This is a genomic window from Planococcus sp. 1R117A (genome assembly GCF_051417975.1).
GTDB lineage: Bacteria > Bacillota > Bacilli > Bacillales_A > Planococcaceae > Planococcus > Planococcus shenhongbingii.
The window spans coordinates 380,982-400,778 of the sequence record NZ_JBPRLO010000003.1 but is presented as its reverse complement, the minus strand read 5'-3'; the positions used below and the strand labels follow the sequence as shown (position 1 = coordinate 400,778).

Annotated in this window: 21 protein-coding genes and 1 other annotated feature (1 of these 22 cut by a window edge); all 21 genes read left to right on the top strand. The window is 42.6% G+C overall.

The features are described 5' to 3' along the window. Positions 1–25: 25 nt before the first annotated feature. The 21 genes from ACSFXN_RS11725 to ACSFXN_RS11625 all read left to right on the top strand — a co-directional run bounded on the left by ACSFXN_RS11725 (position 26) and on the right by ACSFXN_RS11625 (position 19,646). Complete coding sequence (locus tag ACSFXN_RS11725) at positions 26–1,576, top strand: acyl-CoA carboxylase subunit beta (protein ID WP_437150293.1); 1,551 nt, start codon at positions 26–28, stop codon at positions 1,574–1,576. 81 nt (positions 1,577–1,657) lie between these two features. Then, positions 1,658–2,515, top strand: a complete 858-nt coding sequence (locus ACSFXN_RS11720) for a 2-dehydropantoate 2-reductase (protein ID WP_437150292.1) — start codon at positions 1,658–1,660, stop codon at positions 2,513–2,515. Between the two features lie 3 nt (positions 2,516–2,518). Beyond that, positions 2,519–2,902 carry a DUF3397 domain-containing protein gene (locus ACSFXN_RS11715; RefSeq protein ID WP_437150291.1) on the top strand — a complete coding sequence of 128 codons (384 nt, stop codon included), beginning with the start codon at positions 2,519–2,521 and terminating at the stop codon, positions 2,900–2,902. 74 nt (positions 2,903–2,976) lie between these two features. Continuing rightward, positions 2,977–4,596: a bacillithiol biosynthesis cysteine-adding enzyme BshC gene (gene bshC / locus ACSFXN_RS11710; RefSeq protein ID WP_437150290.1), complete on the top strand. Its 1,620-nt coding sequence runs from the start codon at positions 2,977–2,979 to the stop codon at positions 4,594–4,596. Positions 4,597–4,744: 148 nt separating this feature from the next. Next, positions 4,745–5,176, top strand: coding sequence for a division/cell wall cluster transcriptional repressor MraZ (gene mraZ, locus ACSFXN_RS11705; protein ID WP_300989679.1), 432 nt, complete (start codon positions 4,745–4,747; stop codon positions 5,174–5,176). A 21-nt stretch (positions 5,177–5,197) separates the two neighbouring features. Then, positions 5,198–6,136, top strand: coding sequence for a 16S rRNA (cytosine(1402)-N(4))-methyltransferase RsmH (gene rsmH / locus ACSFXN_RS11700; protein WP_437150289.1), 939 nt, complete (start codon positions 5,198–5,200; stop codon positions 6,134–6,136). 12 nt (positions 6,137–6,148) lie between these two features. After that, positions 6,149–6,511: a cell division protein FtsL gene (ftsL, locus tag ACSFXN_RS11695; protein WP_437150288.1), complete on the top strand. Its 363-nt coding sequence runs from the start codon at positions 6,149–6,151 to the stop codon at positions 6,509–6,511. After that, positions 6,508–8,856: a penicillin-binding transpeptidase domain-containing protein gene (locus ACSFXN_RS11690; protein ID WP_437150286.1), complete on the top strand. Its 2,349-nt coding sequence runs from the start codon at positions 6,508–6,510 to the stop codon at positions 8,854–8,856. The genes ftsL and ACSFXN_RS11690 overlap by 4 nt, the downstream gene beginning before the upstream one ends. Before the next feature lie 24 nt (positions 8,857–8,880). Beyond that, positions 8,881–9,849: a phospho-N-acetylmuramoyl-pentapeptide-transferase gene (mraY, locus tag ACSFXN_RS11685; protein WP_437150285.1), complete on the top strand. Its 969-nt coding sequence runs from the start codon at positions 8,881–8,883 to the stop codon at positions 9,847–9,849. Next, positions 9,850–11,214 carry a UDP-N-acetylmuramoyl-L-alanine--D-glutamate ligase gene (gene murD, locus ACSFXN_RS11680; RefSeq protein WP_437150284.1) on the top strand — a complete coding sequence of 455 codons (1,365 nt, stop codon included), beginning with the start codon at positions 9,850–9,852 and terminating at the stop codon, positions 11,212–11,214. A 19-nt stretch (positions 11,215–11,233) separates the two neighbouring features. Next, positions 11,234–12,028: a cell division protein FtsQ/DivIB gene (locus tag ACSFXN_RS11675; protein ID WP_437150282.1), complete on the top strand. Its 795-nt coding sequence runs from the start codon at positions 11,234–11,236 to the stop codon at positions 12,026–12,028. Further along, a complete protein-coding gene (locus tag ACSFXN_RS11670) occupies positions 11,997–12,731 on the top strand; it encodes a DUF881 domain-containing protein (protein ID WP_437150281.1) in 735 nt (244 codons plus the stop codon). The genes ACSFXN_RS11675 and ACSFXN_RS11670 overlap by 32 nt, the downstream gene beginning before the upstream one ends. A 15-nt stretch (positions 12,732–12,746) precedes the next feature. Next, entirely contained in the window at positions 12,747–13,463 is a 717-nt protein-coding gene (locus tag ACSFXN_RS11665; protein WP_437150280.1) for a DUF881 domain-containing protein, read from the top strand. Positions 13,464–13,465: 2 nt separating this feature from the next. Next, complete coding sequence (locus ACSFXN_RS11660; RefSeq protein ID WP_300989670.1) at positions 13,466–13,831, top strand: small basic family protein; 366 nt, start codon at positions 13,466–13,468, stop codon at positions 13,829–13,831. Between the two features lie 101 nt (positions 13,832–13,932). Next, positions 13,933–15,219, top strand: a complete 1,287-nt coding sequence (gene ftsA / locus ACSFXN_RS11655) for a cell division protein FtsA (RefSeq protein ID WP_437150278.1) — start codon at positions 13,933–13,935, stop codon at positions 15,217–15,219. Between the two features lie 56 nt (positions 15,220–15,275). Then, complete coding sequence (ftsZ, locus tag ACSFXN_RS11650) at positions 15,276–16,454, top strand: cell division protein FtsZ (protein WP_437150277.1); 1,179 nt, start codon at positions 15,276–15,278, stop codon at positions 16,452–16,454. A gap of 299 nt (positions 16,455–16,753) precedes the next feature. Then, entirely contained in the window at positions 16,754–17,422 is a 669-nt protein-coding gene (locus ACSFXN_RS11645) for a YggS family pyridoxal phosphate-dependent enzyme (protein ID WP_437150275.1), read from the top strand. Continuing rightward, positions 17,422–17,901 carry a cell division protein SepF gene (locus ACSFXN_RS11640; RefSeq protein WP_437150273.1) on the top strand — a complete coding sequence of 160 codons (480 nt, stop codon included), beginning with the start codon at positions 17,422–17,424 and terminating at the stop codon, positions 17,899–17,901. Before ACSFXN_RS11645 ends, ACSFXN_RS11640 begins: the two co-directional genes overlap by 1 nt. 20 nt (positions 17,902–17,921) lie before the next feature. Then, entirely contained in the window at positions 17,922–18,185 is a 264-nt protein-coding gene (locus ACSFXN_RS11635) for a YggT family protein (protein WP_300989665.1), read from the top strand. Between the two features lie 64 nt (positions 18,186–18,249). Further along, positions 18,250–19,038 (top strand): RNA-binding protein, encoded by a 789-nt coding sequence (locus ACSFXN_RS11630; protein ID WP_437150272.1) that lies wholly within the window; start codon positions 18,250–18,252, stop codon positions 19,036–19,038. 92 nt (positions 19,039–19,130) lie between these two features. Next, complete coding sequence (locus tag ACSFXN_RS11625) at positions 19,131–19,646, top strand: DivIVA domain-containing protein (RefSeq protein WP_437150271.1); 516 nt, start codon at positions 19,131–19,133, stop codon at positions 19,644–19,646. 43 nt (positions 19,647–19,689) lie between these two features. Beyond that, positions 19,690–19,797, top strand: a binding site (T-box leader) (it continues 109 nt past the right edge of the window).

Below are 19,797 nucleotides of genomic sequence, written 5' to 3'. Positions count from 1 at the left end.
TTTTTATGCAAAGGGGACAGCGAAAATGACAAAAACGAGTGAAACGACCGGCTATAACGAACGCTTGGAACAAAAACTCGCGACGATTTTTGCGGGAGGACATCCCAAATATCACGAGAAGATGAAGGAAAACAATAAATTATTCGTCCGTGACCGCTTGAAGCTCTTATTCGACGATGAGCATTATGCGGAAGATGGGCGCTTTGCCAATGTCGAAGCTGGTGATTTGCCGGCTGACGGCGTTGTCACAGCAATCGGCAAAGTGAATGGCCAAACGGTTTGCGTAATGGCCAATGACTCCACCGTCAAAGCAGGATCTTGGGGTTCGCGAACGGTTGAGAAAATTATCCGGATACAGGAAACGGCCGAGAAAATGCAAGTGCCGATGCTGTATTTGGTGGACTCGGCGGGGGCCAGAATTACGGACCAGCTTGACATGTTTCCAAACCGTAGGGGTGCGGGGCGGATTTTCCACAATCAAGTAAGAATGTCCGGCATGGTGCCGCAAATTTGTTTATTGTTCGGTCCATCTGCAGCGGGAGGCGCCTACATACCGGCATTTTGCGACATAGTCATCATGGTTGACGGCAATGCGTCAATGTACCTTGGATCGCCGCGCATGGCCGAAAAAGTCATAGGTGAAAAAGTGACGCTTGAAGAAATGGGCGGTGCACGCATGCATTGTACGGTCAGCGGCGTCGGCGATGTCCTCGTTTTCAGTGAAGAAGAAGCCATTTCTGAAGCCCGCCGCTATTTGTCCAATTTCCCGGCAAACTTTGCTTTGAAACCGGAGAAAATTGAAGCAAAAGCAGCAAAAGCCGGACGGACTTTAGAAGCGATTATTCCTGAGAACCAGAACGCGCCATTTGATATGTATGAGTTGATTGACCAATTGGTGGACGAAGGCAGCTTTTTTGACATCAAAAAGCTGTTTGCTGGAGAATTGATCACTGGAATTGCACGCATCGACGGCCAAGTGGTCGGGATATTGGCTAACCAGCCAAAAGTGAAAGGCGGCGTGCTGTTTGGTGATTCTGCCGATAAAGGCGCCAAATTCATCAATCTTTGCGACGCTTTCTCCATTCCGTTATTGTTCCTTGCGGATGTTCCAGGCTTTATGATCGGAACGAAAGTGGAACGTGCCGGCATCATCCGGCACGGTGCAAAGTTTATCGCTGCGATGAGTTCGGCCACTGTGCCTAAAATATCGGTCATAGTCCGTAAAGCATACGGTGCCGGTCTTTATGCAATGGCTGGACCTGCATTCGAGCCGGATGTCTGCATCGCACTTCCTACAGCGCAAATCGCTGTAATGGGTCCTGAAGCGGCAGTCAATGCAGTTTATTCGAATAAAATCGAAGCCATTGAAGATCCTAAAGAACGGCTGAAGTATGTTCAGGAAAAACATCAGGAATACAAAGAAGAAATTGATATCTATAAATTGGCGTCCGAGCTGATCATCGATGAAATTGTGGCACCGCATCAATTGCGGGAAGTAGTATCGCAGCGTCTGGCATTTTATGAAACTAAAGATTTGCCGATGCCATATCGAAAACATGCGGTTTATCCTGTATAATCATACTAAGTATGGAAGTCTGCCTTTATAAGGCAGGCTTCTTTTTTTAGAAAAATATTGTATTGATCAAGGAGGATTGCCATGAAATTTGTCATAGTGGGAGCAGGAGCTGTCGGAATGCTGCTTGCTTGCCTGCTTGAAGAGGCTGGGGCACAAGTGCAATTATTGACGCGCCGCAGTGAACAAGCAAAAAAAATCAATGAAAATGGAATCATCAAAGGACAAAGAAATCATCATGTCAAGGCATTTACGGATTGGAGTCATATCGATCCGAAAGCCTATCTTTTGCTGGCAGTGAAATATGATGCATTGGAACAAATTTTGCCTTATTTAAAAGAGTACGGCCGTGAAAATCCACTGGTGTTTTTGCAGAATGGCATGTTGCACCTTCAGTTTATCAAAGAAATGCCCCAGCAAAATATTGCAGCAGGCAGTGTAGAACATGGGGCTCTTAAGATTAGCGACAATGAAATAAAGCATACGGGAAATGGCATGATTAAATTGGCGCTTTTAAAAGGCGATAAACAAAAGTTTTTGCCGCTGCTTCAACTGAGCAGAGCCAATATTGAGTGGCGTGAAAATGCCGATCAGCTGTTGTTCCGGAAAGTTCTGCTAAATGGCATCATTAATCCATTGACAGCATTGATGGCGATAAAGAACGGCGAACTTTTGACGAACCCTTATGCCTACGAACTGATGAAAGATGTTTATACGGAGTTATACCGGGCATTCCCGGAAATTGAAACATTGCTGCCTTTTGAAGAAGTAACTGCTCTTTGCGCTGTCACTGCACAAAATTCTTCTTCCATGCTGATGGATAAAATGGCGGGCCGCCAGATGGAGCTCGATACGATTTTGCTCTATCTACTGAAACGTTCATCAACTGAACTTCCTTTGCTCAAAGCTTTTTATCATTTATTAAAATCCAGTGAGGTTTGACCGATGGACATCCTATATTTTATCGGAGCCGTTGTTATTTTTGTCCCGTTCATATTGTTTGTGTTGGCTGTATTGCTTACGAGAAAAAAGCTGGGCTTAAGGTCTATTGGGCTGGCCGCTGACTTAACGACGTTTCTGCTGTTTATTTCCGTACCGCTAGCAGTTTCTGTGATATGGCAAATCGATCTTGCATTTATTATTTATATAGTGGCCATTTTAATCGCAATTTCTGTTTTAACCATCGAATGGAAAAAAACAAAGGAGATTGAGATTGGCAAGTTTTTCCGCAAGACATGGCGAATTTATTTTTTGATTTTAAGCTTTACCTACGTTCTCCTTTGGATTGCCGGCGCAGCAATTACAATCAGCCGATTTTTTGGATTGTAGGCGTATTTTTTTCCAACTGCGTTTGCGTTTGATATAGTAGAACTGAATGTAAAGGGAAAAGGGGACAATTTTTCATGAAGTTAGAGGAACAATATATAGCACCGGCTAGCAAACTAATGGATGATTACATAAACGGAAAGTCGAAAATACTGCAGTATTTTTCATATGAACCAAGCGCTGAAGAGTTCAGCAAGCGTTTTGAAGCTATCCGGCAGCATAAAGTTGACCGTGCCGGATTAGGGAGTATTCTTCGGAAATACATGGAGCCGAATGGCATCTCTGAAAAAGCGGAAAGCCATTTGAGCGACTTTGAGAACGGCGCGCCGGTCGTCGTGACAGGCCAGCAGGCAGGGCTTTTAACGGGACCACTTTATACGGTGCATAAGGCGATTTCAGTAATTGTGCTGGCAAAACAGGCCACGGAACAATTAAAAACAAAAGTTGTTCCCGTCTTCTGGATTGCCGGTGAAGACCACGACTTGGCGGAAATCAGCCATCTGTATAGAGAAGTAAACGGCAGGTTGGATAAATTGAACTTCCCGCATGCCGAATATGGGAAAAACTCAGCTTCATCCGCAAAACTCAACAAGGTAAAAGTGCATTCATACTTGGAAGAATATTTCAGAAGCTTGCCTGAAACAGTGCATTCAAAAGCACTTCATCAATTGGTGTTTTCACTCCTGGAACAGGCAGAGTCGTTCACGGAATTCTTTTCAGCTTTGCTTAATTATTTTTTCAAAGAAGAAGGACTCCTTTATGTTGATGCAGCGAATCCGGCGCTTCGGAAATATGAATCTCCTTATTTTGTGCAAATGATTGAAAACTCGGAAGAAATTGCGGAAGCTGTTTTGGCATCCGAACAAAGTTTAGTGGAAGACGGTTATTCCGCGGTGATAGAAGCGGAATCTCAAGCTGCAAATTTGTTCATCACAGTGAACAGCGAACGGATCTTGCTTCAGCGTGATGGCCAAAATTTCATAGGCAACGAAGGAGCTGTGTCGTTTACTGTTGAAGAATTGCTTGAAATCGCTAAAAGTTCTCCGGAACGGCTTAGCAATAATGTGGTTACCCGCCCATTGATGCAAGAAATGGTTTTTCCGGTTTTAGCATTTGTCGGAGGGCCGGGCGAAATTGCTTATTGGGCTGCCCTTAAAGGGGCATTTAAAGTAATGGGGATGGAACTTCCCATCGTCATGCCGCGTCTGGGGATGACTTTGATCAACCGACAAGTCCAAACTCTTCTGGAAAAATACAAGCTGACGTTTTCGGAAGTCTTCACTGAACTGAAAGTGGCAGAACTACGCAATACTTTAATGGAATCGATTCGGGAAAAAGAAGCCGAAAGCTTGGTAGAAGAAGTGCAGCAGCAACTGGAAACCAAGTACGAAGAAATAAAAGAGAGTTTTGCCGCCATCAGTGGAGGGCTAGTGCCGCTTGTAGAGAAAAATCTTCAATTTCATTTAAAACAGCTTCAATTTTTAAGGCATAAAATGGAAGATGAAGTCGTTTTGCAAAACAGTACACAATTTAATCATTATGGGTTGATCGAGATGGAATTGCGTCCGGATGCAAATTTCCAGGAACGTGTTTTTAGCCCTTTTCCTTATATGAATGCCTACGGCTTAGATCTTGTTCATGACATGCTGAAACTGGATTTTAAATATGACAAAAACCATAAAATAATCTACCTGTAACAGTAAAAAGTCTGCCTCGGCAGACTTTTTTTTGTCTCAAGAAGTGCGTATGAGATTAAATTCTGTAACATACATGAAATATTTCAAAAACAAGTGGTGAGAAGTGGGGGATTGTGGTACATTAAAGACATTAAGTGGGGTGACAGGTATGTTCATGGGAGAATATCAACATAGCGTTGATGCAAAGGGACGTTTAATCGTACCTGCAAAGTTTCGCGAACAACTTGGCGAAAATTTTGTTATTACCCGTGGCCTGGATCAATGCTTATTTGGTTACACAATGGATGAATGGCAAAAGATTGAAGAAAAGCTGAAAGAGCTGCCAGTCACTAAAAAAGACGCACGTGCATTTACACGGTTCTTTTTTTCAGGTGCTTCTGAAGTGGAACTTGATAAACAAGGACGCGTCAATATTCCAGCAACGTTGTTATCTTATGCGAAACTTGAAAAAGAATGCGTAATCCTCGGTGTCTCTAATCGATTTGAAATCTGGTCGAAAGAAGCATGGGAAGAATATTTCACCGCATCTGAAGATTCATTTAATGATATTGCAGAGAATTTAGCAGACTTTGATTTCTAAAAACTGAATGGGGGGAATGGATTGTTCAACCACACCACGGTTCTACTGCGGGAGACTGTCGATGGACTGAACATTCGTCCTGACGGCATCTATGTGGATTGCACGCTCGGCGGAGCAGGGCATAGCGAATATCTGGTGCAGCAGTTATCAGATGATGGCCATCTATATTGCTTCGACCAAGATGCCACAGCAATTGCACATGCGCAAGTAAAACTGAAAGATTACTTACACAGAATCACTTTTATTCACGCAAATTTTAAGTTCATAAAAGAAGAGTTAGAAATGCATGGAATTGAAAAAGTAGACGGCATTCTCTATGACCTCGGTGTTTCTTCTCCTCAACTTGACACACCTGAAAGAGGATTCAGCTACCACAATGATGCTCCATTAGACATGCGAATGGATCAATCAGCCGAGTTGAGTGCTTATCATGTGGTGAACGAGTGGTCATTTGAAGAGCTGGTCCGTATTTTCTACAGGTATGGCGAAGAGAAGTTCTCCAAGCAAATTGCCCGGAAAATTGAAGCAGCAAGAGAAATGGCGCCGATTGAAACTACTGGCCAGTTAGTAGACCTCATTAAAGACGGCATTCCGGCTTTTGCAAGACGGAAAGGCGGCCATCCGGCAAAACGTATTTTTCAAGCGATCCGGATTGCAGTCAACGACGAACTTGGTGCAGCGGAAACATCATTGCAGCATGCGCTCGAGTTGCTTGCTGTTGGAGGAAGAGTCAGTGTTATCACTTTCCATTCACTGGAGGACCGGTTATGCAAAACGATTTTCAAAGAATCGTCTTCGATGCCGGAACTGCCTCCAAACCTGCCGGTGATCCCAGCAGGCATGGAACCGAAATTTAAACTTATAACCAGAAAACCTATTCTTCCTTCTGATGAAGAACTAGAACAAAACAATCGATCACGGTCAGCAAAATTGCGGATTGTAGAAAAAATTAGAGAGTAAGGGCGTGTTCAAATGGCGTTACATGTGAGAAAGGAAACATACATACAACAGCCGGCCGTTCCTCAAAATCCGGACCGGCAACCGGTAAAAAGAAAAAAACTTATTACAAAAGGTGAGAAAGTCCTTTACTTGTCTTTCTTGACGGCATTTGTCCTGTGTGCACTATTGGTGCTTCAAAACCAATCAGTGATTCAGGCATCTACACAAGAAATTCAAAAAATTGAACATTCAATCGATGAAAAAATGAAACAAAATACAGATTTGTCTGTACAAGTAAAAGAACTGTCTTCATATGAGCGCATTTGGGCAAAAGCGAAAGAAAAAGGCCTAAAATTAGATGAGCAAAATGTAAAGGTGGTAGTGCCAGGACAATGAAAAAAAAGTTTCGATTTCAATGGGGAGCCTTTCTGCTGTTTTTAGTTTTCGCAGGGCTCTTTTTCATTTTAACGGTCAGAATTGTCACTATTCAGGCAACTGGAACTGTTGAAGGACAAGAATTAGCAGCTAAAGCCGCGGCAAAATATCAACAAGAACAAGTACTTACAGCTGAGCGCGGGAAAATCCTGGATCGCAATGGAGATGTGATTGCGGAAGATACATTGACGTATAAGGTGGTTGCCGTTCTGGATGAATCCGCTACTCAGCATGCCAGCAGTCCACGACATGTGACAAATGTGGAAAAAACCGCAGAAGCACTTGCTCAGCATATAAAAATGCCAGAAGAAAAAATCTTGAGTATTTTAAAGCAAGGCGTTGAGAAAGACCGGTATCAAGTTGAATTTGGAGTAGCTGGCCGGGAAATCAGCCATACCCAAATGCTGGAAATGAAAGAAGACAAAATCCCAGGCATTCTTTTTGTTAAAGATTTAAAGCGCTTATATCCAAATGGAGTCTTTGCGTCCCATTTAGTCGGCTTTGCAATGAAAGAAGAAGCAGATGATGGGCAAATGGTTACAAAAGGGAGAATGGGACTTGAATCGATTCATGATAAAGCGTTAACTGGAAAGAACGGCAAAATGGAGTTTTCTACAGATAAATGGGGATTCTTGCTTCCAAATAGCGAGTCTGCAGTAACTCCGGCAGTTGATGGCTCGAATGTCCAACTGACACTGGATAGAACACTTCAAAACTTCCTGGAAGATGCAATGACTAAGGTACAGGATGAATATGAACCGGCCCGGATGATTGCTGTCATTGCAGATCCGGATACTGGTGAAATTCTGGCCATGTCACAACGTCCGACATTTAATCCGAACACACGTGAGGGCCTTTCGGATAATTGGCTCAATGAAAGTATAGAATTGACGATTGAACCTGGATCGCCGATGAAGATGTTTACGCTCGCTTCTGCGATTGAAGAAGGCAAATGGGACCCGGATGCTTATTATAATTCCGGGAAGTATACATTGCTGGACACCACCATCGGTGACTATAATAGCGGCAGAGGCTGGGGAAGTATTACGTTTCTGGAAGGCTTCCAGCGTTCTTCCAATGTTTCCATGGCGTATTTGTTAGAACGGGTTGGACCTGAAACATTCATGACCTATATCGATGCCTTCGGTTTTGGCAAAAAAACGGGTATTGATTTGCCGAATGAGGCCTCCGGTAAAATTCTGAATGAGTATCCGATCAATAGGTTGACGACTTCTTACGGCCAAGGGTCAACAGTGACGCCGATCCAGATGATCCAAGCTGCATCAGCGATTGCCAATGAAGGCGTCATGATGAAGCCGTATGTGATTGACCAGATTAAGAATCCTGACAGCGGGAAAGTTTCTGTGAAAAGCAAGCCGGAAGAAGCTGGCCAGCCTATATCTGCTGAGACGGCAAAAGAAGTCCGGAAAATCCTTGCGTCTACTGTTACATCGGAAGTCGGCTCTGGCCGTCCGTTTGCTTTACAGGATTATACAGTTGCCGGTAAAACAGGGACTGCCCAAGTGCCAGGAAAAGATGGACGTTATATCAATCAAGGGAAAAATGGTTATTTGTACTCTTTCCTTGGAATGGCACCAGCCGAAGATCCGGAATTGCTTGTTTATATCGGTGTTCAGCAACCCCAATTGCCTGCAGGTGAATACGGCTCTGCACCTGTAGCCAAAATCTTCACTTCAGTGATGGAAAACGGATTAAAGCATATGAATATCAAACCGAAAAACTCGAAATCTGCTAAAACCATTACTTTGGAAGACTATGCAGGCAAATCATCTGCTAACATAACAAAGGAATTGACAAAAAAAGGCTTGAAAGTAGCCGTTACTGGTGATGCTTCAGAAGTGAAGGGCCAATTCCCGGAAGCTGGACAGACAATAGTCGAAGGCGGAACTGTTATTCTAAAAACAGAAGGACCGACAATTTTACCTGATTTTACTGGTTGGTCGAAGCGTGATTTATTGGCTTATCAATCACTCAGCGGTTTGTCACTGGAACTTGCTGGCCAAGGGTACGCGGTAAGCCAAAGCTTATCGAAAGGCTCTAAAGTCACTCAAAGCGATCCAGTTGTCATTCAGCTTCAGACTCCCGAAGATTTTTCGAAAGTACAGATGACGGATGGTTTAGAAGGAATTCCACAAGAAGATCAAGCCATTGCGGAAGAAGAAGCAACGGCTGAACCTGGCAGTGAAGAAACCAGTGAGGAAGAAAACAATGCTGGCGAAGCGGCCGAAGAAGAACTAGTTGAAGAAACACCTGAAGAAACACCTGAAGAAGAAACAGCTGAATAATTTTTTGCTTAAAGGAGCTCTATAATGGACGTAAATTTGTTGCTAGGTTTTGGACTCGCCTTTTTATTGACAGTAATACTCATGCCGATTTTTATCCCTTTGTTGAGAAGGATGAAATTTGGACAGAGTATCCGTGAAGAAGGACCCGAATCCCATATGAAAAAAACGGGAACTCCCACTATGGGTGGCCTCGTCTACTTAATCGCTATAATCGCAACTGTTTTGCTGGTTGCGTTGTTTACGGAAGGGATAACAGCGGAAATCATGATTCTTTTGCTGGTCCTTTTCGGATTTGGTTTAATCGGCTTTTTGGACGATTTTATCAAAGTGGTATTAAAGCGGAATTTAGGCTTAACATCACTTCAGAAACTAATTGCTCAAATCGTCATTGCCGTCATTTCATTCTTATTGCTGAATAGCATTGAATTTGATACGGCTGTCACAATTCCATTTACAACTTTTTCAATTGAATTGTCTATTGTTTATGTATTATTCTTGATTTTTTGGCTTGTTGGATTTTCCAACGCTGTCAATTTGACGGATGGTCTTGATGGATTGGTCGCTGGAACAGCGTCTATCGCTTTTGCTGCATTTGGTGTTTTGGCTATCAACCAAGAAGAGACCGGAATCGCCTTATTCACCTTTTCAGTAGCTGGTGCTTTGATTGGCTTCCTGGTATTCAATAAATACCCGGCGAAAGTATTCATGGGCGATACAGGATCTTTAGCACTTGGCGGGGCATTGGCCATGGTTTCAATTTTATTGAAACAAGAATTGCTGCTTCTTTTGATCGGACTGGTTTTTGTTATAGAAACCTTATCTGTAATATTACAAGTCGGCAGCTTCAAATTAAGAAAGAAACGAATTTTCAAGATGAGCCCAATTCATCACCATTTCGAATTGAGCGGATGGTCAGAATGGAAAGTCGTCACTGTCTTCTGGACAGTAGGGCTTATCGCTGCAGCTATCGCTGTTGCTTTGGAGGTAATGTAAATGAATCAAGTACAACAACTTCATCATAAAAAAGTACTGGTGCTCGGACTCGCTAAAAGCGGATTCACAGCTGCCCGTATACTCAATCAATTTGGGGCTTTCGTGACTGTCAACGATTCAAAACCTTTTGCGGAAAATCCGGAAGCACAAGAACTGCTAAATGCGGGTGTTACCGTAATTTGCGGAAGGCACCCAGAAGACCTGCTTGATGAAGGTTTTGAGTTAGTAGTGAAAAATCCGGGAATTCCCTATACTAATATTATTATTCAATCAGCTATGGAAAAAGGCATTCCAATCTGGACGGAAATTGAGCTTGCTTATTTAATCAGTGAAGCTCCTTTTATCGGAATTACCGGATCAAATGGCAAAACCACAACAACGACTTTGTTGTTCCATATGCTGAACCAAGATATGAAAAAACCATTAATAGCAGGGAATATCGGAACAGTGGCAGCAGGGGTAGCGGAAAAAGCGACGCCGGAAAATGTCATCGTCACGGAATTATCTTCTTTCCAATTAAAAGGAACAGAAACGTTCCGTCCGCATATCGCGATCATTACTAACCTTTATGAAGCGCATCTTGACTATCATGGCTCGATCGAAGACTACAGAGCCTCAAAAATGAAAATAGCTCAAAATCAGACAAAAGACGATTACTTTATCTATAATGCAGACCAACCGCTTCTCGCTGCATTTGCTGCCAAGTGCCAGGCCCAGTTAATTCCTTTTACCTTGAAAGGCAGAACAGAGGAAAGCATTAGTGCTGACGGTGAATTTGTCTATTGGCAAGGAGAAAAACTGATTGAACGGTCGAAAATCATGCTTGGCGGCCAGCACAATCTTGAAAACATTTTAGCGGCAACTGCAGCTGCCTTGCTGTGGGGCGGAACAAAGGAAACTATTATCCGGGTTCTTACGTCCTTCACAGGAGTAAAGCACCGTTCCCAGTTTATTGTTTCCTGGAAAGGCCGAAAGTTTTATAACGATTCAAAAGCAACCAACGCTTTGGCCACGAAAAGTGCGCTTGAAGCGTTTCCTGGACAAATTGTCCTTCTTGCCGGCGGCTTAGAGCGCAACCATTCTTTAGAAGAACTGCGTCCTTATATGAATCGAGTCAAAGCACTTATCACGTTTGGCGAAACAGCAGACAGATTTGCTGATTTTGCAGAGAACTGCGGTGTCTCCACTATCGCAAAAGCAGGGGACATGCAAGATGCAGTTGAAAAAGCAGTAGGGCATTCTGAAAGTGGAGACACGATTCTTTTGTCTCCTGCCTGTGCAAGCTGGGATCAATACGACAGTTTTGAAATTCGTGGAGATGCATTTATCGATGCAGTTCAACGGGTAACGGAAGCAAACGAATAAAGGGGAAGGAGCAGCAAGTATGGACAAAGTGATTGATATTGAAGAACGTATCCCGACGCTTCGTGAGCGGCGGAAAAAAAGAACCAATCGCAAGTTCGTGGCGTTGCTGTTCATTTTTCTTGTTCTACTGGGTGTTCTCATTTACAGCCAGACAAAGTACAGCAAAATCCAGGATATCAGCGTTACAGGAGCCAAGCTGTACAACGAAGAAGAATACCAACGGCTAAGTGAATTGACGATTGGCGATTCTATGTGGTCATTTAGCGAAAAAGAAATCGAAAAGAACCTGGATGAACTGGAATGGGTTGAAAAATCTTCAGTTAACAAGAAATGGCTGACTGGCGTAGAAATTGAAATTCAGGAATTTAAGGGTATTGGTTATCTTGATAAAGGCAATAGCTATCAAATGGTTTTATCAAACGGATTTCCTTTAGAAAAACCGGTCGAGGCAGTAAGCGGTCCCATCTTCTCTAATTTTGACGACGATAAAAATCGGACAGAACTGGTGTCCCAGCTTACCGAAGTCAAGCCGGTAGTTTATAACTTGATTTCTCAAATTATTTTGAAGCCGAGCGAAGAACGGGCTGCATTTGTTACACTGTATATGAATGACGGGAACGAAGTAAGAGGTCTTTTGAGCTCATTAGCCGAAAAGCTGAATTATTATCCATCAGTCGTAGCACAATTAGAAGATGGGCAAAAGGGTGTTATTGACATGGAGGTCGGAATTTTCTTCCGTTCGTACGATGATGTTTATGGTCCTCGGAAGGAAGGTGCTGAAAATGAAAAACCGGCAGAACCCGAACAGGATTAACAAGGCAAGCATCAGTAAATCAATTGTTTTTTCTTTGGTCTTTCTTGTATTAGGCTTTATCCTGGCTTATTCTTACAGCCTTTCACAAGCTGAGCAGGCTGCTGAAGAATTCACCGGAGGCGCCTTTTTCGAGGAAGAGGAACGGTTCCGGGGAGAGTTGATTGAGCAGCAGGAGCGCAACAAGTCATTGCGCGAGGAATTGCAAGAAAAACAAATAACTATCCAGGAATATGAGAAATCATTTTCAGACGGTGAAAACCGCTTCACTGATTATGCGGAAGAAGCTGACGCGCTCCGGCGATATACTGGGATATTGCCAGTTGAAGGAAGCGGATTGAAAGTCACGCTCCAAGACGGGGAATACGATGCGAATTCAGTCAATCCGAATGATTATATCGTGCACGAAAGCCATGTGTTTCAAGTAATCAATGAATTATACATATCTGGTGCTCAGGCAATTTCAATCAATGGACAACGGATACATGGGAATTCGTATATTGTATGTACGGGTCCTGTTATCACAGTTGACGGCGTCCAATATCCTGCCCCATTTACAATTGAAGCTATTGGAAAACCTGAAGTACTGGAATCGTCAATAAAACTTTCAGGTGGAGTAATGGATCAGCTGGTTAACGACAACGTTATTGTCACACTAGACGCGGGGCAAAAAATTTCAATGCCCGCTTTGCTGTCAGAATCCTAAATGAGGGGGAGCTGGATGAAAAAGAAAATCTCTTCCCGGTTTTCAATCATATTATTCGTCATCGGATTGATGGTGGCAATTCAATATAACACGATCAACGAACCGGATTCCCGTGATACACGAGATGTATGGGAAATTAGGCAAGAGCTTGCACAGGAAAAGCGGCTTCATTCTGAATTGCTGTCAGAAATCGGGACAGTCGATGAAACTATAACAAAATACGAAGATGCATCTACTGAAAGTCCGGAGCAAGCGTTAAAAGAAACGGTCGAAGATTTGCAGAGATTGGCCGGCCTAACAGAAATCACTGGCCCAGGCATAGAAGTATCCATTGAACCTTCTCCAGAAGCAGTCGCTTTAGGGTTGAATATCGAAGACATTGCACCTGATTTACTGATCCGCCTTGTCAATGAAATTAATCGTCATAATGGGCTATACGTTTCGATTGACGGCAACCGGATTATAAATACGACTGCAATCCGAGATATTAATGGAGCGACCACCGTTAACACTGTCCCTATCCAAACCCCGCCGTTCAATATTAAAATTGTGTCAAAATCGAAAGAAGACACAGAAAAGCTGTATAATCATTTAATGTCATCCCGTATTCTTGATGATTTTTATATCGATAATTTATCAGTCATTGTTTCTGAGCCGGTAGATGCATTGACAGTAGAAGCATATGAAAGAGAAATTGAATATCATTATTTAGAGGAAGCGGAGGGTGAATAGCGATGTGGTTATCAATATTGGGTTTAATACTTGGAATTTCACTTGGCCTTTTGACTGATATCCAGATTCCACCTGAATACGCGAACTATTTATCAATTGCTGTACTCGCTTCCCTGGATACATTATTCGGAGGAATCCGTGCCCATCTGCAGCAAGTTTACGATGATAAAGTTTTTGTGTCCGGCTTTTTCTTTAATATCGTTCTTGCGGCTGGCCTTGCTTTTATAGGAGTGCATTTGGGAGTCGATTTATACTTGGCAGCTATTTTTGCGTTCGGCGTCCGTTTGTTCCAAAATATCGCTGTTATCCGCCGGATTATTTTAACAAAATGGTCTGAAAAAAAAGAACTGCAGGAGTCTCATGGATAAGTTAAAGGAAAATTTTCAAAGTTACCCCGTTTTACTTAGACAAGGTGTACAATTTACAATAGAATATAAGTAACAGCAGTTTAATAAGGAGGTGCCACGAATTGAGTCAATCAGAATTATATGTAAGCCTAGATATCGGTTCGTCATCCGTTAAAGTTTTAATCGGAGAAATGGCCAACAAGTCGTTGCATGTCATCGGCGTAGGAAACGTAAAATCCAATGGAATTAAAAAAGGTGCGATTGTTGATATAGATGCTACAGTTCAATCCATAAAAAAAGCGGTTGATCAAGCAGAACGCATGATTGGCAAATCGATACACGAAGTGGTTTTGGGAATTCCAGCAAATAAAGCTTCGCTTCACCCAGTTAAAGGTGTTGTGGCGGTAAATAGTGAAAACAGGGAAATTACAGATGATGATTTAGATCGTGTATTGGAAGCAGCCCAAGTTATTTCAATCCCACCTGAACGGGAACTGGTTAATATCATCCCGGAACAGTATATTGTAGATCACTTGGACGAAATCAAAGATCCGCGAGGTATGATTGGGATTCGGCTTGAGATGGATGGTACAATGGTAACAACATCTAAAACTATTTTGCATAATGTATTAAGATGTGTGGAACGCGCAGGCCTTCAGATCAGGGATATTTATGTACAACCGTTAGTTGCAGGATATGTAGCTTTGACGGAAGATGAGAAAAACCACGGTACAGCTTGTATTGATATCGGTGGAGGCTCTACGTCGATAGCTATTTTCCAAAATGGCCATCTGACTGCTTCTTCAGTTATTCCTGTAGGAGGAGACCATGTTACAAAAGATTTATCGATTGTCTTGAAAACACCAACAGAACAAGCCGAAAAAATCAAACTCGAATATGGGCATGCCTTTTACGACGATGCCTCTGAAGATGAATTGTTCGAAGTGCCAGTTATCGGATCGGATACAAAAGAGCAATACAGTCAAAAATACATATCTGAAATAATCGGAGTTCGCCTGGAAGAACTTTTCGAATTGATTTTAGATGAGCTTTACCGGCTTGGAGTCCAAGACCTTCCAGGAGGAATCGTCTTAACGGGCGGTATGGCTAAGCTGGAAGGATTGCCAGAGCTAGCCCGGCATATCCTTCAAACACGTGTCCGCTTGTTTGTGCCGGAATATATCGGTGTGCGTGAGCCTCAATATACAACCGCTGTAGGCCTTATCCAATATGCTTACATGGAAGATATGTTCTATGGCAACGTAGGAAGTGGAGCTGCTTTATCCGAATCAGTTAAAATTGAGCAAGAACAGCAGCAACCGCAGCCTAAAAAGCAGAGACAACCGAAGCAAAATGGCGAAGGCGTCGTCACAAAAGCCAAAAAAATGTTCGATAGATTCTTTGAATAAAATCAACGTTGCATTATGCTTACTATAAAAGCTGAGCAATTTTAGGAGGAAAAAGAATGTTGGAATTTGACACAACAGTTGATGCACTAGCAGTTATTAAAGTGATCGGTGTTGGCGGCGGAGGAAACAACGCGGTAAACCGTATGATCGAACACGGTGTGCAAGGCGTGGAATTCATTGCTGTAAATACAGATGCACAAGCATTAAACCTTTCACTAGCTGAAGTTAGACTTCAAATCGGCGGTAAACTGACTCGCGGACTTGGAGCAGGCGCTAATCCAGAAGTCGGCAAAAAAGCCGCTGAAGAAAGTAAAGAGCAGATTGAAGAAGCTCTTCGCGGAGCAGATATGGTATTTGTTACTGCAGGAATGGGCGGAGGAACCGGTACAGGTGCTGCACCTGTCATCGCAGGAATCGCAAAAGAACTTGGCGCTTTGACTGTAGGGGTAGTTACTCGCCCATTCACATTTGAAGGCCGCAAACGCGCTACACAAGCAATCAGCGGAATTAGCACGATGAAAGAATCGGTTGATACGCTAATCGTTATTCCAAACGATCGTTTGCTTGAAATCGTTGACAAGAGCACTCCGATGCTTGAAGCATTCCGTGAAGCGGATAATGTTCTTCGCCAAGGGGTTCAAGGGATTTCAGATTTGATCGCCGTACCGGGTCTTATCAACCTTGACTTTGCCGATGTTAAAACAATTATGTCCAATAAAGGATCAGCTTTGATGGGCATCGGTGTTTCTTCAGGTGAGAACCGTGCTTCAGAAGCTGCGAAAAAAGCTGTATCAAGCCCATTGCTTGAAGTTTCCGTTGACGGAGCAAAAGGCGTCTTGATGAACATAACAGGTGGGTCTAATCTTAGCCTTTATGAAGTTCAAGAAGCTGCTGATATTGTAGCATCTGCTTCAGACGAAGATGTGAATATGATCTTTGGATCTGTCATCAACGACAACTTAAAAGATGAAATTGTGGTAACGGTTATCGCTACAGGCTTTAATGAAGAATTGCTGCAGCCGAGAACGCCAAGAGGATCAGGATTAAACTCAAGCCGAGTGCAATCCATCCAACAGCAAACTCCACCGCCTTCGCTTCGTGAAGCACGTCGCGAAGAACAGCGCCGTGAAGAGCCGGCATACCCTGCTTACCAGCAAGAGCCTGTGCGCCAGGAAAAACAGGACGATGCATTAGATATCCCTACGTTCTTGCGCAATAGACAAAAAAGAAGATAATAGAACAGCTGCCTGTGGGCAGCTGTTTTTTTATGGCTATTTTAATTATGGATTTTATGACAAAAAGCTGTTGTTGAAAAAGAGTTCAATCCAGTTGTTCACGTTCTCTATCCTGTCTTCAACATTAAAATGATGAAATTGTAAAAGCATGTACGCAAAAGCCTCTTCCACATCAACGAATAAGAAAAAAATTTGGAATTCCTAACATGGCTTCGAGAATAGGGCATAATTGATAAAAAATCTGTTACTTGGTACAATAAGTTGAACATCTATAGAAAAGATAGAAAAGTTGTGAATCCATGAAAGCCATTAAACCAGTGTATGAAGAAATCAAAAATCAATTAAATAATATCCGGCCGGATATTCAGGTCATTGCAGTCACTAAACAAGTAGGAATTGAGCGCACGGAAGAAGCGATTGCAGCAGGAATTCGCCATATTGGCGAAAATCGTCCGGAAGGGTTGTTGAAAAAACGGCAGGCGATTAAAGCAGATGTAAACTGGCATTACATCGGCAACTTGCAGACAAGAAAAGTCAAAGAGGTCATTGACCAAATTGATTATCTGCATTCTTTAGACCGAATGAGTTTGGCGAAAGAAATTCAAAAACGCGCTGCTCATCCAGTGAAATGTTTTGTGCAAGTGAATGTTTCTAAAGAAGAGTCTAAAAGTGGTTTGTTTGCTGAAGAAACGTTGGATTTTGTAAAATCACTGAAAGCCTTCGATAAAATCCAAGTAATCGGATTAATGACGATGGCGCCAAACACGACAGACGAGACTGAAATCCGCGAAGTATTCAAAGGATTAAAAGCGCTGCAACTTGAAATTGCTGCTGAAGGATTGAGCCATGCCCCTTGCACTGAATGTTCAATGGGAATGTCGAATGATTATGAAATTGCAGCGCAAGAAGGAGCAACTTTTGTGCGTATTGGAACTGCATTAGTTGGGTCAGAAAGTGAGGCAAAGTGATGAGCATTAAAAACAAATTCAAAAACTTTTTTTACTTGGAAGAGTTCGAAGAAGAAGAGCCGCCGGCAGAACAGCCGAAGCAGCCAGCAGCTTCACGCTATGAAAAACCTGCAACAGTTCAAACAGAAATTCGCAAACAATCAAATGAACGGAGACAAAAAACAGTGGAAACAAGTGCACCTAATTTGATCAGCCTGCAGAGTGCAGTCAAATCTTCAAAAATGATTTTAGCTGAGCCGAGAGTTTATGCAGAAGCTCAAGATATTGCTGAGAATTTAAAAAATAAACGTGCCGTTGTCGTTAATTTGCAGCGGATTGAAAAAGACCAAGGCTTGCGGATCATTGATTTTCTAAGTGGCACCGTATATGCACTTGGAGGAGATATTCAGCGCATCGGAACGGATATTTTTCTTTGCGTACCGGATACAGTTGAAGTAGACGGAGCAATCTCTGATTATTATTATGACGATGAACAATAAAAGAGGTGGATGAACAACCAATGATAGCTCTATTGAATTTAATCTTAATGGCTATAAATATATACTCATTTATTTTGATTGCCAGCATCTTAATGAGCTGGCTGCCAAATGCGAAAGAATCAAGTATTGGCCAAATGCTTTCGCGCATTACAGACCCGTACCTTGATATTTTCCGGAGGTTTATTCCTCCGCTTGGCATGATCGACTTTTCTCCGATCGTCGCAATTTTCGCTTTGAATCTTGCAAGCCGAGGCATAGTTGTTCTGTTTTCTTATTTCGTCTAATAACCTCACGATAAGTGAGGTTTTTTGCTTGAAGCCCATTTAATTTCGTAAAGGAGCCATTCCCATGGATTCATTATTTCAGCATTTCAGAAAAGACGAGCAGCCGTTCATTGAACAAGTCGCTGGCTGGATGATTGATGTAGAAGACCGCTACACGCCTAAGCTGACTGATTTTCTTGATCCGCGCCAGCGATTTATCGTAACTTCTGTCATCGGAGGTTCAAGTGATATCCAAATGGCCGCATCGGGATTGTTTGAAGACGCCGAAAGACAGCGTGTGTTGTTGTATCCATCTTATTATGAAGTGCAAAAAGAGGATTTTCAGATCACGGTATTTGAATTGAATTACCCGACCAAATTTGTTACTCTCCAGCATCCGGATATATTAGGCTCCATGATGTCGATCGGCCTCGATCGCAGCAAGTATGGTGACATCCGAATCAAGGGCCAGCAGATTCAGATTGCCGTCGCCGATGAAGTCAGTGCATACTTGCAGGCGAATTTTACAACGGCTGCAAAAGTGAAAGTGCATTTAGAAGAGGTAAGTTCTGACAGCGACTTTATAAATGTGACAGAAGAATGGACGGAAGAAAGCCATACAGTCAGCTCTCTGCGCCTCGATACGGTCATTAGTTCAGTCTATAATATTTCCCGCCAAAAAGCGGCTGCTTTAATCTCTGGAGGCAAAGTAAAAGTGAATTGGACCGTCCAAGAACAGCCGGCATTTGAATTGAATGAATCGGATATGATATCATCTCGTGGGTATGGACGTGTTAAAATGGTGGAAATCGAAGGCCGTACCAAGAAGGATAAAATCCGTCTGTTGATTGGCCGATTAGAGAATAACAAATAGGCAGTTTGAAAAAATGCGAAATATTACTGATATTTACTGCTACGGACTGTATAATGTAAAGAAACGAAGATAATTAAGGAGAGGTGCCCTAAATGCCATTATCCCCGCTGGATATACATAATAAAGAGTTTAGCAGAGGATTTAGAGGATATCAGGAAGACGAAGTAAACGAATTCCTGGACCAAATCATCAAAGACTACGAATTATTGATAAGAGAAAAGAAAGAATTAGAGGATCGTTTGGTACAGACAGACGAACGTGTCGGCCATTTTACAACGATCGAATCCACTCTTCAAAAATCAATTGTTGTTGCACAGGAAGCTGCTGAAGAAGTTCGCCGGAACTCGCAGAAAGAAGCGAAACTTATTATTCGTGAAGCTGAAAAGAATGCGGATCGCATTGTCAATGAATCATTGACAAAAGCCCGCCGCATTGCGATGGAAATCGATGAGTTGAAGAAGCAGTCAAAAGTGTTCCGCAGCCGTTTCAGAATGCTTGTGGAAGCTCAATTGGACTTGATTGACACAGATGATTGGGAAACATTGATGGAGTATGATATCGATACGACCAACCTGGATAAACTGGAAGAAAAGAAAGAAGTTTACTGAGCTTGACGCAAGAACATCTAACTTCTATAATTACGTCATATATTAAAAAGCGTTGACGGAGACAGTACTCTTTATAATTCGATAAAGCGAGTCAGGGACAGTGCGAGCCTGATGAAGAATATGTTGAGGAAAATCACTCTTGAGCAGAATT

Bases quoted from the DNA above. Each gene is read 5' to 3' on its own strand.
- ACSFXN_RS11725 (WP_437150293.1), top strand. From the start codon at position 26: ATGACAAAAACGAGTGAAACGACCGGCTATAACGAACGCTTGGAACAA.
- ACSFXN_RS11720 (WP_437150292.1), top strand. From the start codon at position 1,658: ATGAAATTTGTCATAGTGGGAGCAGGAGCTGTCGGAATGCTGCTTGCT.
- ACSFXN_RS11715 (WP_437150291.1), top strand. From the start codon at position 2,519: ATGGACATCCTATATTTTATCGGAGCCGTTGTTATTTTTGTCCCGTTC.
- bshC (WP_437150290.1), top strand. From the start codon at position 2,977: ATGAAGTTAGAGGAACAATATATAGCACCGGCTAGCAAACTAATGGAT.
- mraZ (WP_300989679.1), top strand. From the start codon at position 4,745: ATGTTCATGGGAGAATATCAACATAGCGTTGATGCAAAGGGACGTTTA.
- ftsL (WP_437150288.1), top strand. From the start codon at position 6,149: ATGGCGTTACATGTGAGAAAGGAAACATACATACAACAGCCGGCCGTT.
- ACSFXN_RS11690 (WP_437150286.1), top strand. From the start codon at position 6,508: ATGAAAAAAAAGTTTCGATTTCAATGGGGAGCCTTTCTGCTGTTTTTA.
- mraY (WP_437150285.1), top strand. From the start codon at position 8,881: ATGGACGTAAATTTGTTGCTAGGTTTTGGACTCGCCTTTTTATTGACA.
- murD (WP_437150284.1), top strand. From the start codon at position 9,850: ATGAATCAAGTACAACAACTTCATCATAAAAAAGTACTGGTGCTCGGA.
- ACSFXN_RS11675 (WP_437150282.1), top strand. From the start codon at position 11,234: ATGGACAAAGTGATTGATATTGAAGAACGTATCCCGACGCTTCGTGAG.
- ACSFXN_RS11670 (WP_437150281.1), top strand. From the start codon at position 11,997: ATGAAAAACCGGCAGAACCCGAACAGGATTAACAAGGCAAGCATCAGT.
- ACSFXN_RS11665 (WP_437150280.1), top strand. From the start codon at position 12,747: ATGAAAAAGAAAATCTCTTCCCGGTTTTCAATCATATTATTCGTCATC.
- ACSFXN_RS11660 (WP_300989670.1), top strand. From the start codon at position 13,466: ATGTGGTTATCAATATTGGGTTTAATACTTGGAATTTCACTTGGCCTT.
- ftsZ (WP_437150277.1), top strand. From the start codon at position 15,276: ATGTTGGAATTTGACACAACAGTTGATGCACTAGCAGTTATTAAAGTG.
- ACSFXN_RS11645 (WP_437150275.1), top strand. From the start codon at position 16,754: ATGAAAGCCATTAAACCAGTGTATGAAGAAATCAAAAATCAATTAAAT.
- ACSFXN_RS11640 (WP_437150273.1), top strand. From the start codon at position 17,422: ATGAGCATTAAAAACAAATTCAAAAACTTTTTTTACTTGGAAGAGTTC.
- ACSFXN_RS11635 (WP_300989665.1), top strand. From the start codon at position 17,922: ATGATAGCTCTATTGAATTTAATCTTAATGGCTATAAATATATACTCA.
- ACSFXN_RS11630 (WP_437150272.1), top strand. From the start codon at position 18,250: ATGGATTCATTATTTCAGCATTTCAGAAAAGACGAGCAGCCGTTCATT.
- ACSFXN_RS11625 (WP_437150271.1), top strand. From the start codon at position 19,131: ATGCCATTATCCCCGCTGGATATACATAATAAAGAGTTTAGCAGAGGA.